Here is a 14937-nt window from a genome sequence, read left to right as displayed (position 1 = left end):
TCGCCGTCTTGCCGGTCGCCGTTGGAATCTCCCACGTCAGACCGACTCAACGGCATGACCGATACCCGTTCTCGGTTCGCCGAGAACGGTCGACTCACGAAAGCGAACGAACCATGGCCGAACGCGATATTCCGATCCTGGGCCCAATCCTGCACCGCATCATCGGCACCCGCAACGATCGATTCGTCAAGAAGTACACCCAGCGCGTCAACGCGATCACCGCTCTCGAATCGCAGACGAGCGAACTCACCGACGCCCAGATCCGAGGCAAACTCGCCGAGTTCCGCGAGCGCTTCGACAAGGGCGCCAACGCCGAGGACCTCATGGTCGAGGCCTTCGCCGTCGCCCGCGAGGCAATGGATCGCGCCGTCGGCATCCGCCAGATCTTCAACTCCCAGAAGGGCTTCGATCCTTCGCGTCTCCCCTCGCCAGCGCGAGAGTTGTATGCAGAAACCAAAGCCCAGATGGACGCGCGCGAGCCGGCCATGCCCACAGGCGAGTTCCTCGGCTGTGCCGCCCCGGTCCCGGGTTGGATGCAGGTCGATGTTCCCAACGAGATCTACGCGGCGGTGCGTGAGTTGTACCCCGAGAGCCGCCCGCCCTTCCGTGCTCGCCCCTTCGACGTCCAGTTGATCGGTGGCATGGTCCTCACGCAGGGCAAGATCGCCGAGATGAAGACCGGCGAAGGCAAGACCATCGTCGGCCCGCTCGCGTGTTATCTCGCCTGCATCGAGCGACTCCGCATCCACGTCGTCACCGTCAACGACTATCTCGTCCAGCGCGATCGCGATTGGACTTTCCCCTACTTCCATGCGCTCGGCCTCACCGTCGGCGCGATCCATCCCCAGCACATGCAGGACGAGGCCGAGAAACGCCGCATGTACCACTGCGACGTGGTCTATGGCACGACGGCCGAGTTCGGCTTCGACTATCTCCGCGACAACATGAAGCGTCGCGAGGAGGAGCAGGTCCAGCGACGCCGCCAGTTTGCGATCGTGGACGAAGTGGACTCGATCCTGATCGACGAGGCCCGCACGCCGCTCATCATCTCCGGGCCGGCCCACGAGGACCAGCCCCGCTACGAACTCGCCGACCGCCTCGCACGCCACCTCGTCGAGAAGAACCGCCCCTTCTCCCAGGCCGACGACCTCGTGGAGCGCTGCAAACTCAAGATCAAGGGATACGAGGGCGACATCCGCCAGGCCCGTGAGAAGGACAAGATCCCCGCGATCCAGGAGCAGTTGAAAGCCGCCAAGGCCGAACTCCCCGCCCTCGAAGAGGCCCGCACCAGGCACATCCAGTATTTCGAGACGAAGATGGAGCGCAAGCAGGTCCACCTGACGCACGACGGCGTCGCCGAGGCCCAGCGCGCCGCCCAGATCGGCTCGTTCTACGTCGATCAGAACATCGACATGCCCCACCTGCTCGAGCAGTCGCTGCGCGCCCACGCGGTCTACGAGCGTGACAAGGACTATGTCATCATGACGGTCCCCGACCCGATGACGGGCCGCCCCCAGCCGTCGGTCGTGATCGTGGACGTGAACACGGGCCGCCCGATGATCGGTCGCCAATGGTCCGACGGGCTGCACCAGGCAGTCGAGTGCAAGGAGCGCGTCCCGATCAAGCAGGAGACGCAGACCGTCGCGACGATCACGATCCAGAACTTCTTCAAGATGTATAAGCGCCTCGCGGGCATGACCGGCACCGCCGACACCGAGGCCCAGGAGTTCCACGACATCTACAAACTCGACGTCGTCTCGATCCCGACCAACAAGGAGGTCGTCCGCCGCGACTTCGACGACCTCGTCTTCATGACCGGCAAGGACAAGTGGTCCTTCATCGTTGAGGAGATCAAGGCCTTCCACGACGTCGGTCGCCCCGTCCTCGTCGGCACGACCAGCGTCGAGAAGAGCGAGAAACTCAGCTCGATGCTCATGAGCAAGCACGCCATCCAGCACGAGGTGCTCAACGCGAAGCAGCACGAGCGCGAGGCCCACATCGTCGAGAACGCCGGCTACCTCGGCGCGGTCATGATCGCCACCAACATGGCCGGGCGAGGCACCGACATCAAACTCGGCGCCATCTCCCGAGAGACGCTCCTCGAGCACTGGCTCAAGCGTGGCATCATCCCACGGACCATCACCGTCGACTCCACCGACGAGCAACTCCGCGAGGCGGCCTATCGCCGGCTCGCCCCCAAGGTCCTCGACATCCAGAAGAAGGAAGCCGAGGAAGCCGACTTCGCCGACCTCGAACTGCGGCTCCTCCGCCGCTGGGCGATGAACCACACGTGGCTCACCGATCGCGAGATCGAGCGCATGCCCGCCGAAGCCCTGCGCGAGTCCCTCGACACCCACGGTCGATTCCTACTCCACCGCATCCGCTGGTTCGAGTCCATCGAGGACATGGGCGGCCTGCACGTCGTCGGCACCGAACGCCACGAGTCCCGCCGCATCGACAACCAGTTGCGAGGGCGCTCGGGCCGCCAGGGTGACAAGGGCTCGTCACGCTTCTTCGTCTCCTTCGAGGACGACCTCATGAAGTTGTTCGCAGGCGAGCGCGTCCAGGCAATCCTCGCGCGCCTGGGCATGAAAGAGGGCGACGCCATCGAGCACCCGATGGTCAGCAAGAACGTCGAGCGCGCCCAGCGCAAGGTCGAGCAGATGAACTTCGAGCGACGCAAGATGATCCTCGAGTACGACGAGGTCATGGAGCACCAGCGTCAGACGTTCTATGGCCTGCGCCAGCGAGTCCTCGAGGGTCGCGACGTGCGTGGCCTGCTCTTCGACTTCATCAAGAAGACCACAGCCGATGCGGTAGACGAGTATCTCGACCGCGACTTCCCGCGTCAGAGCATCGCCGAGCACGCAAAGAGCGTTCTCGAGTGCAGCATCCCGCCCGAGAAGTTCCGCAACAAGGAGCCCGACGAGATCGAGAAGACGATCGTCGCCGAGGCTAAGTACGACGCGCGCCAGTCCATCGATGTGACGCTGGGCGAGTACATGCCCATGGCCGGGTCCGAGGTCGCCGTCGATTTCGACTCCCAGGGCCTCGTCAACTGGGCTAAGTCACGCTTCGGTGTCGAGATCCACCCCCAGGAACTCCGCGAAGGCGGCATGGAGGAACGCAAGCGCGTCCGCGAGACTCTCGTCAACGCCGCATACCAGAAGATTGAGACCGCCGATCTCTCGGGCATCCGCAAGTACCTCGAGCCGAACTATGGCGCGAGCCAGCTCGCCGAGTGGGCCGATCGCAAGTTTATGATTAAGATCACGCCCGACGAGATCCTTGCGGCTCAGAAGGCGAGCATCGAGAACCCGGAGAAGTCCCCCGTCGACGTCATCCTCCAGAAGGCCGAGGAACTCTACAACAAGCGTGAGATCGAGTATCCCGTGGACTTCGCGATGGAGATCACGGCGATGCAGATGCGCCAGAACCCGCAGGAGGGCGCACAACACCTCGTCTCCTGGGCCAATCAACGCTACAACCTCGGCTGGACCATGGACGTCTTCAAGACCCACATGCCCGCCCAAGTCCGCCAGGAACTCAAGGACGCCAGCGAACGATTCGTCGCCGAAGGACGCCTGGAAAAGGACATCACCGTCGCTCAGGCCCTCAAGACCGATGCCGAACTCGAGGCCTTCCTCAAGGACAAATACGGCGTGGGTATGCCCGAAACCATGCGGTATCTCCAGGACGAGGAGCGCGACAACGCCATCCGCTCACGAATCGAGTCGATCCTTCGCGCCGAACTCCTTCTCTTCGAGCGCACCATCCTCCTCGACACGCTCGACGGCTCGTGGAAGGACCACCTCTACGCGATGGACCAGTTGCGTGACTCCATCGGCCTGCGAGCCTTCAGCCAGCAGGACCCGCGCATCGAGTACAAGCGAGAAGGCTCGCACATGTTCGTCAGCATGCTCGACACTGTGCGCGATCGGGTGACCGATTACATCTTCCGCGCCCGACTCACCGCCGGGAACGCGGGTCCCGGCGCTCCAGCGCCCGGTGCTCCTCGCCCTCCGGCGGCACCCATGCCAGCCCAGTCGCCGCGCCCCGCGCCCGTCGGTGGGACTGGTTTCGGCTCGGGGTTCATCACCGGCCCGGGGCTCGCATAAATGGCCAAACGCTCTCCACCATCGCCGCCGCGACTCCGCGTCGCAATCATCACCAGCCGCTACAACCCCAGCGTGACGGAGGCTCTGCGCGAGGGCGCCGTCGAAGAGTTCGTCGAGCGGGGCGGGCACGTCCGTGACCTCGTGCACATCGACGCACCCGGGGCCTACGAACTCCCCGTGCTCGCGCTCGCCGCCGCGATGTCCGATCGGGTCCACGCCGTCGTGGCGCTCGGTTGCATCGTCCGTGGCGAGACACGCCACGATCGCTACATCGCCGACGCCGTCGCCCAGGGCCTGATGAGCGTCTCGCTTCGCACGGGACTCCCCGTCGGCCTCGGTGTCCTCACCACCGAGAACGCCAAGCAGGCCCGCGATCGCGCCGGCGGCAAGCACGGCAACAAGGGACGCGAGGCCATGGCCGCTACGCTCGATGCGATCCAGGGCGTCGCGGCTCTCCTCGGCGGCTCCGACCGCTTCGAGATCGCCACGCGTCACGACAAAGTCGCGAAGGCGGAGGCCAAACCGAGCACTCCACGAAAATCCAAACCGTCCGTGACACACGGCACAAGGAGCAGGTAGTTGGCGACACCGCACGAAATCCGGCGATTGGCCTTCCAGTGCCTCTACCAACTCGACGCGCGGGGTGGCGATGCCGAGGCTGTGCGTGCCTCGCTCGGTGGCGTCGAAGGCCTCTCGCCCCGCGAGTGCGACCGCGCCATGGAGACCGCCGTCAAGGCCTGGGACGCCAAAGCCGCCGCCGACGAGGAGTTCACCGCGCTCGCACCCGCGTGGCCCGTCCATCGTCAGGCCGCGGTCGATCGTGCGATCCTTCGCCTCGCTCATCACGAGTTGTCCAGCAAGGCCGTCGAGCCCGCCATCGCCGTCAATGAGGCCGTCGAACTCGCCAAAGAGTTCAGCACCGAGAAAGCCCCCGGTTTCATCAACGCCCTCCTCGATCGCGTGATGCGCCGCCTCGCCGGCGAGAGCGTCACGCCGATCACAGACCTCCCCGTTCCCACCACGTCACACGCCTGAATCGACGCATGGGCTTCTTCTCCTCACTCGCCTCCAAGGTCCGCCAGGGACTCGCCAAGACCCGCGAGGTCATGGTCGAGGGCGCGCACGGCGTCCGCAATCTCCTCCTCGGGCGAAAACTCGATGAGTCGCTCATCACCGAACTCGAGCAGACACTGCTCAAGGCCGACGTCGGCGTCAAGACCACCTCACGACTCATCGACGGCATCCGCGCCGACTTCCGCGCCGGCACGATCTCCAAAGGCGACGAGGTCCTCGACTACCTCCGCCGCGAACTCAAGGCCATGTGGCCAAAGCAAGATCGCGAGATCCGCTTCGCGCCCTCGGGCCCGACCGTCATCCTCATGATCGGCGTCAACGGCGTCGGCAAGACCACCAGCATCGCCAAACTCTGCAAGGCGATGCGAGACCAGGACAAGTCCGTCCTCCTCGCCGCTTGCGACACCTTTCGCGCGGGTGCCGTCCGCCAACTCGAGATCTGGGCCGAACGCTTGGGCGTCGAAGTGGTGAAGGGGCAGCAGGGTGGCGACCCCGCGGCCGTCGCCTTCGACGCGTGCTCTGCCGCCCTATCTCGAAACGTCGATGTGCTGATCGTCGATACCGCCGGGCGCCTTCAGACACAGGACCCACTGATGCGGCAGTTATCGAAAATCCGAAGCGTCATCGCCAGGCAGATCCCCGGTGCGCCGCACGAAACGCTCCTCGTCCTCGACGCGACCGCCGGCCAGAACGCCCTCCGACAGGCCGAAGAGTTCGACAAGGCCGTCCGAGCCGCGAACGCCGACTCTCCGAACACCAAGCCCCTCGGAATATCCGGCATCTTCCTGAGCAAACTCGACGGCACCGCGAAGGGCGGCATCGTGATCGCCATCAAGGACGTGACCAGCATCCCCGTGAAGTTCGTCGGCCTCGGCGAAACCCCCGCCGATGTTCAGGCCTTCGATCCCGGCGTCTTTATCGACGCGCTCCTCGCGTCCGAGGCCGAGGTTTCCTGACGCCGGCGCACCCGCGCCACGATCCCCCAGGGTAGAAATAGAAGCGTCAGCGCCAGCAACCCAAGCCCGACGATGAAGATCACACGCAGCGGCCACGGACCGAGTTTGTCCACAACCGTCGGGTTCTGGGGCACCGAGTCGCCGACATACCCATAGTTCCAGCCCATGGACCAGTCGATCAGAAAGATCGGCACGATGTACACCCACGACGCGAGCAGCGTGAAGCGGAAGTCACGCCACGTGGGGACGAATCGCCGCGCGATCAACTCATAGCACCCCGTGCCGATGATGATCGTGTGATTGAACCAGAAGAGCCAGAACTCGATCGACTGAGGCGTGTCGGTAATGACCGGCGTGATATACCCCATCGAACTCAGGCCCAGCCCCCAGAAGTACAGGATCGCCCGCGGCCAGCGAAGCCCCGTGAGAAGGGCAATCGGCGCAAAGATCCCCGCGATGTCGCACAGGTGCAGCGGCAGAGCCTTGTCCATCGGCGTGTACGTCACGTAGTACGCGTTGCTCCCGATCCAGTACGCGATCATGAACCACGCCACGCGCGTCCGCCACGCGGGCTCGCCGGACGAGTCCATGTGCCGACGCCCGAGGAAGCAGATCGGCAAGATGACCGCGAAACAAACCACGAGGCACGCCGCGTGCATCGCCGTGAAGGACTTGAACTCCGTGTCGAGCCACGACCCAAGCGTCAATGAGTCGGCGTGCATGCGTCAGTCCGCCTTGTGGGAAAGAGCGTCGCCCGCGGTATCACCCGCCTGAGCCGCGTGCTCGTGGCGCAACTGCCCGCACGCCGCGGCGATATCCCGTCCCCGGCTCGCCCGGATGTGCGCGTTCACGCCCTTCGACCGCAGCGTCTCCTGGAACACCCGCACATCCTCATCCGTCGGCCGCTCAAACGGCATCCCCTTTACCTCGTTGTACCGGATCAGGTTCACATTCGCCCGCAATGTCTTCGCGTGCCCCGCGAGCAGTTCGGCGTGCGCCCGCCGGTCGTTCACGTGCCGCAGCAGCGTGTACTCCAGCGTGATCTCGCGCCCCGTCTTCTCGAACCACCGCTGGCACGACGCGAGCAGGTCGGCGATCGTCGTGAACTCCGCCCACGGGATCAGTTGCCGCCGGATGTCGTCGCTCGGCGCGTGCAGCGAGAGGGCCAGCGTCACCGGCAGATCAAACTCCCGCGCCAGACGATCGATGTACTTGGGCAACCCAACCGTCGAGATCGTGATCTTCCGAGCCGAGATCCCCAGCCCCCACGGCGCCGCGATCGTCCGCACGGCACTCGTCACGCTCTCAAAGTTCGCCAGCGGCTCGCCCATCCCCATGAACACGACGTTGCTGATCCGTTGCATCTCGCCCGTTTTCGGCTCCGGCCCAAGCAGCGATCGCAGCCGCCACACCTGCTCCACGATCCGCCCCGCCGTGAGATTTCCATCCAGCCCCGAGAGCCCCGACGCACAGAACTTGCACCCCACCGGACACCCGACCTGCGACGAGATGCACGCCGTACGCCGCGTCGGCTGCCCGTTCGGCCCGATCTCCAGGCTCGGGATCATCACGCACTCGGTCTGCCGCGTCGTGTCGTTGAGCACGGGCAGCGATGTCGCTATCCCGCCCACGTCACCCTCCGCGTCCCACTGCACCAGCAACTTCCGCGTGCCATCCGTCGCGATCGAGTCGGCCAGCGTCGCCCCCGAAAGAAACCGCATCTCTCGCGAGAGCGTCTCTCGATCCAAGGCCGACAGATTCGTCATCCTCGTCGGCTCGATCACCCCCTTGGCATAGACCCATTCCAGGATCTGCTTCGCCCGGAACGCGGGCATGCCGTGTCCCTTCGCCCATTCCTGCAGCGATTCCGGCGTGTGCGAGAAGATGTGGCTCATCGGCGGCACGCTAGAGGGTAGACGACCGCCGCGCCGAGACCGTGAGTTCCGTCCCATACTCCGCCGTCAGCCTCGGCGTCGTCACCCGAACCCGCCTCGTCTCCGGGTCGATCCCGCGATCCATCATGATCCGCCGCAGCGCCCCGGGAACGGCAAACTCCACGTTCTCCGCCGAGATGTCCCGCTGCTCGATCGTCCCGCCCGCCTCCTTGAACCGCTCCAAAAGAGCCCGGCACAACTCCGCCACCAGATCCTCCGGCGCCGACGCCCCGGCCGTCACCAGCACACGCTCCTGCCCCGTCGGGAACCAACTCCAATCGATCTCCGACGCGTCATCCAGCAGATACGCCCGGGTGCCGACGTTCCTCGCGATCTCTGTCAGCCGGATCGAGTTCGACGAGTTCTTGGAGCCCACGACAAGCACCACGTCACACTCCGGCGCGATCTCGCGCACCGCGTGCTGCCGATTCGTCGTCGCATAACAGATGTCGCTGCTCGGCGGCTCCTTGATCTTCGGGAACGCCTCCTTGAGCGCCTCGATGATGACAGCGGCGTCGTCCGTGCTCAGCGTAGTCTGTGTCAGATACACCAGTTTCGCCGGGTCCTTGATAGGAAGCCGCAGGATGTCCTCGGGCGATTCGACGACGAGCGTGGCCTCCGGCGCCTCGCCCGACGTGCCCACGACCTCCTGGTGATTGCGGTGGCCGACGAGCAGAATCTGGTACCCCTGCCGCGCATACCGGATCGCCTCGGAGTGGACCTTGGTCACCAGCGGGCACGTCGCATCGATCGCGTTCAGCCTCCGCCGTCTCGCGTGCTCTCGCACCGCGGGCGAGACGCCATGGGCCGAGAACACCACGATCGACCCCTCAGGAGCCTCATCAAGGTCATCCACAAAGACCACGCCCTGTCGCTCGAACCGCCCGACGACGTGCCGGTTGTGCACGATCTCGTGATAGACATACACCGTCTCGCCGGGGAACAGCCCGACGACCTGATCGACGACATCGATCGCCATCCGGACGCCGGCACAGAACCCACGAGGATTGGAAAGGATCAGGTGCATGAGACCGCACATGGTACGAGTCTCGCCGTGTTTGGATCGCGTAAAATCCGGCAGATGTTCGGGTTGTCGGTTGGGTTTTCGGCTGGATTCCACACAGCCACGCCGGTTACACTACCGCCACACAAACCATCCCGATTGCCCTTGGGTTGTTGATCGTTGAACGCGAAGGACGAGGTCGGATTCAGGAACAGTCGGCGATGTGGGGCGTTGGGACATTGAAGCGGGGGGGTCGGCGGGATCGCGGTTGAGAAGGACTCTTTCCGGTCGGTCGTTCGAACAGGCGTACAGATCGCGCAACACGCCGGGCACGACGCTCGGCCAGCATGTCGGAGCATCGTGCGGATGAACAAAGCCAAGCCCTGGCAACTCGTGGTCGTCGTCCTGGGCTTTCTCGCGCTGGGCGTCTCCCTCTATTTCGCCCTCACCAAAGAGACCGTCCAACTCGCGGACTCGGTCACGCTCGTCGATGTCGAAACGGGCCAACTCTACAAGGCCCCCTTCCCCTCACGCCGCTCTGTCGTCTATCCCGCGATCAACCCGAGCACCAAAGCCGAAACCCTGATGCCCGTCGATCAGGTCGAGGGTAAATGGTTCATCGGCGAACTCTTCCGGGCCCAGGTCGCCATGATGCCCAAGGACAAGGTCAAGGTCGTCGAGAATCTCAAATCCGGTGAGGTCAAGGTCCTTCCCGGCGAGCCCAAATCGATCGATGTGTGGTGAACTCAACGCCCGAATCAAAGCGAGTCACGAGGAACCCATGAAGACGCACTCCACCATCCGACGCACGCCACGCCACCAAGGCCACGTCCGCACGCGACTCGCTCGTGTCGCCGCCTTCACCCTCATCGAACTCCTCGTGGTCATCGCGATCATCGCGCTGCTCATCAGCATCCTGCTTCCATCTCTCGCTAAGGCACGAGAGGCCGCCCAGTCGCTCGTGTGTGCAAGTCAGGTTCGTCAACTCGCGCTGGCACAACTGACCTATGCCAATGGGAACAAAGAGTTCATTGCGGGCTACTACGCATCAGGAGCACAGCATGTGGCCAACAATGGGGCCTCGCTCATCGGTACCACAACGGAAACTATGCCCACCAGCACCTACGACTGGATCAGCCCGACGTTCGGTGATTCCATGAACTATTCCACGCGGCGTTCCGAGCGAACCTGGGACATCTTCAACCGGTTCGCCTGCCCGTCAGCGAAAAATGTCAATCAGCAACTCTTTGGTGCTTCGGGTGACATCGCCGATTTTAACTCCATTGCCTCATCAAAGGGGTACCGACAGGTCAGCTACCTCTCGCCCACTGGATTCCATTTGCCCGGTTCATCTGCGAGAACATATCGCTCGCCTACGGGAACGACCGTCAATCTTCTCGGGCAGTTTGCAAACCCTTGCACGGTGCCGAACGGATTTGTTCCACGCCTTGACAAGATCGGCAACCAACTGAGTTCCAAGGTGCTGGTCATGGATGGCACTCGATTTCTCGCTTTCAGCGGTGGCTTCGTGCTCGATTTCGATGTGGCACCCAATCCGGGATTCTTCGGCTCCTTCACCGATGGCCCAGGCTACAACCAGTCCACCGCCTATGGCCGGCGTCGATTCGCCAACGGTCGTACCGACCACGTCAAACTCTCCCTCCGCCACAGCAACCTCTCCATGAACGCCGCTTTCTTCGATGGGCACGTCAAACTCCTCAAGACCGACGAGGTCTACAGCCGCATCGATTACTGGTACCCCTCCGGCAGCATCTTCAACGGCGTCGATGCCGATGACGCCGCCAGGGCTGCCAACCCGCTCAACAAGCCGATCAACTGAGTTCCTACCCTTGCGGCGCAGGTAGTGGTGGGGGCGTTCCGCCTGTGTCTACGTTTATATATTCCTTCTAGCCGCTTGGTCGAGCAACACTAGAAATCCAGCCCATACTCCCGCCACCGCGCATCCACTCGCGCCCTCGTTGCCTCGTCCATCCGGATGATTGGCGGCCACTGGCGCACCGCATGCCCGCCGCACTCCTCGCCCGCGATCTTCCGCGTCGCGTCGATCCCCATCTTCCCTCCCGCACCAAGTCGTGACGCGGCATGGTCGAGAATATCCAGCGGCCCCTGCGTGATCTCAATATCCCGCGAAGGATCCACATTCGCGCACAGGTGGAACAGCACCTCGTCCTGATCGTGCACGTCCACATCCTCGTCCACGACCACGATGATCTTCGTCCACGACATCTGCCCCGCGCCCCAGATCGCGTGCATCACCCGCCGCGCGTGCAACGGATACTCCTTCCGGATCTTGATGAACGCGCACGAGTGGAAGACACCGAACATCGGAAGGTCATAGTCCACGATGTCCGGCACGATCGTCCGAAGCAGCGGCAAGAAGATCCGCTCCGTCGCCTTCCCCAGGAAATAGTCCTCCTGAGGCGGCAACCCCACGACCGTCGTCGGATAGATCGCGTTCTGCCGGTGTGTGATCGCCGTCACCTCCAAAATCGGATACCGATCGGGCAGCGAGTAGAACCCCGTGTGATCGCCAAACGGCCCCTCAAACACCGCCCCCTCACCCAGCAACTCGCGCCAATCCGCGGGCGTCTTCGGCGGCGAGACCGCACGCTTCGCCACCTCATCGGGCACGAACCCAATCCCGCCAGTGGGCGCCTCGACATCCGTCTTGATGAATCCCTCGATCACGATCTCCGCATTCGCTGGCACATCCAAAGGGACGCTCACGCCACGCACCAGCGGAATCGCCCCGTGATTCAGGAAACCCGCGAGCAGCAACTCGCTGATCCCCGGCGGCATCGGCGCCGTCGCCGCATACGGCAACACGCTCTCCCCACCCAGCGCGATCGCCACGGGCATCGCCTTCCCGGCCTTCTTCCAACTCCGCCAGTGCCGCGCCCCGTCGTGATGCATGTGCCAGTGCATTGCCAGACGATCACGACCGAGCAACTGTGCCCGATACAGCCCGATGTTCCGTGACGCCGGCACGCTCGCGTCGCAGTCGTCCGCATGGATCGTGTGCACGTGCCCCAGCGTGATATACCGCCCCCGGTGGTGCGCATCCCAGTGCTTGCCATGCTCAACGCCGGGCACGGCGTCATTGATCCCCTTGGGATACCCCAGCGCCGCGAAATCGCCGTCATGCGGCCAGCACCGAAGCATCGGCAGACGCGTCAGGTCCACGCCATCCTTCCCCTTCCCCTCCTTCTCGTGCACCAACTCCTGGCACACGCCCGACTTCACCTTCTTGGGCGGAATCTTCGCCAGTTCGAGCAGTTCGGGCACCTTCTGCAACTTCGCCAGCAGCGTCGCCGGCGGCTCGGGCTTCAGGAGCGCCCCCAGCCGCGATGCCAGTCCCTCCAGCCCCCCTCCATCTGTCGAATCATCACACTTGAGCGCCCGCTCCACCCGGCTATACGACCCGAATGCATTTATCAGTACCGGGAACTCACTCAGTGAACCCTTCGTCGGCCCCTCCACGTTCTTGAAGAAGAGCGCCGGCCCACCCAGCATGTGGAATCGAGGGTCCGTCGCCCGCGTCCCCGCCGAGGGCAACTTGGGCGCCTTCGACCGGCTCGCCCGATGCGCAATCTCCGTGATCTCCAGCACAGGCGAGACCGGTGCAGTCACCGTCCGCAACTCCCCGGCCTTGTCCAACGCCTCTACAAAGTCACGCAGCGTCTCGCTCAATGGTTCTACCCCATCTCGTGGCACACCATCCCGCCTGTGCCTACACCTTACTACAACTCACCAACAAACCCATCACCACTCGTTTCGCCATCTATCCGTAACCGGACTACAGCAATCGAAGCCACAGGATATCGACATGCCCCTCCCCGATCCCGAACGCACAATCTCCGAACGCTACCAGCGTGACTGGCCCCGCTACTTCGACGCCGTCACCGACCAGCCCCCCCGCGAAACGCTCCTGCGTGCACTCGCCGCGTTCGATGCCGATGATGAACGCCATCCCACACACCCCCGGCCGCTCCGTCTGGCCCTGGACCTCGGCTGCGGTGAAGGCCGCGACACCCGCGCCATCATTCGCCACGGATCCCAGGACGCCTTCACACACCCCGATCGATCGAAGTGGGGGAGGCCCACCGGCTGGATCGTCGTCGCCATCGATTCCTCCGACGAGGGACTCTCTCGAGTGCCACGCGGGCTTCTCCAGACCGAACTCGTCCGCATCCACCGCGTCCGTCTCTCCCTCGAGGAACTCGCCGACACGCCGATCGATCGACTCACCAACCCACTCCTCGACGCTCTCGCCGGACACGGCGCACCACCCGATTGGCTCCCCATGCCTCACGCCATCTCCCTCATCAACGCGAGTTTCGCACTCCCCTTCTGCGAGCCACCACGCTTCCCCGCGCTCTGGCAATGGATCGCGAACACTCTCACGAAGAGTCCATACTCCACCGCACGATTCAGCGGCCAACTCTTCGGCGACCGCGACGGCTGGGCCGCCATTCGTCCGGGCAGCCACCACACTCGCCAACAGATCGAAACCCTCCTCACACACGCAAACCTCACTCCCGAGCACATCGACGAGGTCGAAAAGGACGGCAGCGACGCCATGGGCGGCACCAAGCACCACCACGTCTTTCATATCGTCGCCCGACGTGGAGACTGACTCGAACTCCTGATATTCACGATCGAGTTGTACAGAACCACCCCAAACTGCTCATCGATATCGCAAGAAGTACACACACCGTCAAAGATTTCGACGTTGAGGTGTTCGCCGTTGGGATCGAACGACCGCTGCTCGACGAGGCGGCCCTCGTCGTCGGTCAGGCCGATGGGTGTGGAGTCGAGATCGGTCTCGACGAACCAGAGGCTTCCCTCGCTGCCGCCGCCGGTGACCCCGGCCTCGTCGATGAGGGCGAGGAGGCGATCGGTGTCGTTCGGGTCCCAGACATACGCCCGGCGGAGGCGTGACTCATAGCCGACGGTGATGGAGGTGAGGTCGGTCTCCTTCTCGACCTCGGTGGGCTTGCCCTCGGCGTCGAGCGGGAGGGGTTCGGTAATGACCTCCTGGATGCGCCGGAAGCCGTCGTAGAAGTACCGCTCAGCAACCGCCCAGCCAGGATCGGCCCCCGCCCACGGCCAGGGCGAGAGCGTGCGGATGAGACGGCCGAGGGACTACAACAGGCCGCAGCGTCGGAGTTGGTTGGAGAGCCAGACGGCGTTACGCATCGCGGTAGAGAGCCGATTCATTGGCGCGACGTAGACCTCGAGGGCGTCATTGCTAAGGGCTATCGCTAATCCACCATTGGGAAATCGCTTCACCCACTGTGTGGACGCCTCGTTATCGATGTCGGGGAGGGCGAGGAAGTCGTCGATGAGGCTCTTGGGGAGCTTGCGTTGCATCTCCTCGCCGAAGAAGTTGATCCAGAAGACGTTGAGGGCTCGGAGATCGCCAGCCTCGAAGGACTCGACCCAACTCCGCCATTCTTGTATTTGCTTGAAGCGAATACCGAGATGTGAAGAAGTCGTGTATCGCTCACCGACTAGCTCAGAACGACTGTCTGAATCTACAAAGCCGTATCCGATCAAGTCCAAGTCATCAAAGAATGTCAATATGGCATCCGAGTACTCATTCGCTACAAGTGATTGATCGCAGAGATCGTGTGGTCCTCGCTGAGTGAGCCCCTCATCTCCTTGAAAATGCCCCAGTTCAATTCTAGATACCACGTACGGTGGACTAGGAAGATCATGAGGCCGCGATGCGCAGTCAAACATCAACTGCCAAACATTGCCTTCAAGAAATAAGTGTGACACACAAGTGTTGCTTGGTATAGACTTAATAGTGCGAGATGCGGCTGAAG

At 63.4% G+C, this 14937-nt stretch carries 13 protein-coding genes; 8 read left to right on the top strand and 5 right to left on the bottom strand.

Features of this window, described 5'->3' with window-relative positions:
• The first annotated feature begins 113 nt into the window (after positions 1–113).
• The 4 genes from secA to ftsY are packed head-to-tail and all read left to right on the top strand — an operon-like array spanning position 114 to position 6148.
• A complete protein-coding gene (gene secA, locus IPK69_02685) occupies positions 114–4118 on the top strand; it encodes a preprotein translocase subunit SecA (GenBank protein QQS09546.1) in 4005 nt (1334 codons plus the stop codon).
• Entirely contained in the window at positions 4119–4697 is a 579-nt protein-coding gene (locus tag IPK69_02680) for a 6,7-dimethyl-8-ribityllumazine synthase (protein ID QQS09545.1), read from the top strand. It abuts the gene before it with no gap.
• The gene (gene nusB / locus IPK69_02675; GenBank protein QQS09544.1) at positions 4698–5153 is read left to right on the top strand and encodes a transcription antitermination factor NusB; all 456 of its coding nucleotides are present in this window, start codon (positions 4698–4700) and stop codon (positions 5151–5153) included.
• Positions 5154–5161: 8 nt separating this feature from the next.
• Positions 5162–6148, top strand: coding sequence for a signal recognition particle-docking protein FtsY (gene ftsY, locus IPK69_02670; protein ID QQS09543.1), 987 nt, complete (start codon positions 5162–5164; stop codon positions 6146–6148).
• Here the strand turns inward: ftsY and IPK69_02665 are convergent.
• From IPK69_02665 to ispH, 3 genes are read right to left on the bottom strand one after another with little or no spacing between them, the layout of a single operon-like run.
• A complete protein-coding gene (locus IPK69_02665) occupies positions 6085–6870 on the bottom strand; it encodes a TIGR02206 family membrane protein (GenBank protein ID QQS09542.1) in 786 nt (261 codons plus the stop codon). The genes ftsY and IPK69_02665 overlap by 64 nt on opposite strands.
• A 3-nt stretch (positions 6871–6873) precedes the next feature.
• The gene (gene rlmN / locus IPK69_02660; GenBank protein ID QQS09541.1) at positions 6874–8043 is read right to left on the bottom strand and encodes a 23S rRNA (adenine(2503)-C(2))-methyltransferase RlmN; all 1170 of its coding nucleotides are present in this window, start codon (positions 8041–8043) and stop codon (positions 6874–6876) included.
• Between the two features lie 10 nt (positions 8044–8053).
• Positions 8054–9109 (bottom strand): 4-hydroxy-3-methylbut-2-enyl diphosphate reductase, encoded by a 1056-nt coding sequence (gene ispH / locus IPK69_02655; GenBank protein ID QQS09540.1) that lies wholly within the window; start codon positions 9107–9109, stop codon positions 8054–8056.
• 342 nt (positions 9110–9451) lie between these two features.
• Here ispH and IPK69_02650 point away from each other — a divergent pair, with 342 nt between their 5' ends.
• Both IPK69_02650 and IPK69_02645 read left to right on the top strand, forming a co-directional pair.
• Positions 9452–9829 carry a hypothetical protein gene (locus tag IPK69_02650; GenBank protein ID QQS09539.1) on the top strand — a complete coding sequence of 126 codons (378 nt, stop codon included), beginning with the start codon at positions 9452–9454 and terminating at the stop codon, positions 9827–9829.
• 37 nt (positions 9830–9866) lie between these two features.
• On the top strand, positions 9867–10925 hold the full coding sequence (locus tag IPK69_02645) for a prepilin-type N-terminal cleavage/methylation domain-containing protein (GenBank protein ID QQS09538.1): 1059 nt from the start codon (positions 9867–9869) through the stop codon (positions 10923–10925).
• A gap of 89 nt (positions 10926–11014) precedes the next feature.
• On the opposite strand, the gene IPK69_02640 is transcribed toward IPK69_02645, so the two are convergent.
• The gene (locus tag IPK69_02640) at positions 11015–12796 is read right to left on the bottom strand and encodes a UbiD family decarboxylase (protein ID QQS09537.1); all 1782 of its coding nucleotides are present in this window, start codon (positions 12794–12796) and stop codon (positions 11015–11017) included.
• Between the two features lie 136 nt (positions 12797–12932).
• Here IPK69_02640 and IPK69_02635 point away from each other — a divergent pair, with 136 nt between their 5' ends.
• On the top strand, positions 12933–13742 hold the full coding sequence (locus IPK69_02635; GenBank protein ID QQS09536.1) for a class I SAM-dependent methyltransferase: 810 nt from the start codon (positions 12933–12935) through the stop codon (positions 13740–13742).
• 101 nt (positions 13743–13843) lie between these two features.
• A complete protein-coding gene (locus tag IPK69_02630; protein ID QQS09535.1) occupies positions 13844–14047 on the top strand; it encodes a hypothetical protein in 204 nt (67 codons plus the stop codon).
• Between the two features lie 204 nt (positions 14048–14251).
• On the opposite strand, the gene IPK69_02625 is transcribed toward IPK69_02630, so the two are convergent.
• Entirely contained in the window at positions 14252–14689 is a 438-nt protein-coding gene (locus IPK69_02625) for a hypothetical protein (protein QQS09534.1), read from the bottom strand.
• Positions 14690–14937: the final 248 nt, after the last annotated feature.

The sequence above is a fragment of the Phycisphaerales bacterium genome (genome assembly GCA_016699835.1).
Taxonomy (GTDB): domain Bacteria; phylum Planctomycetota; class Phycisphaerae; order Phycisphaerales; family UBA1924.
This window is presented reverse-complemented; position numbering and strand designations above follow the sequence as displayed.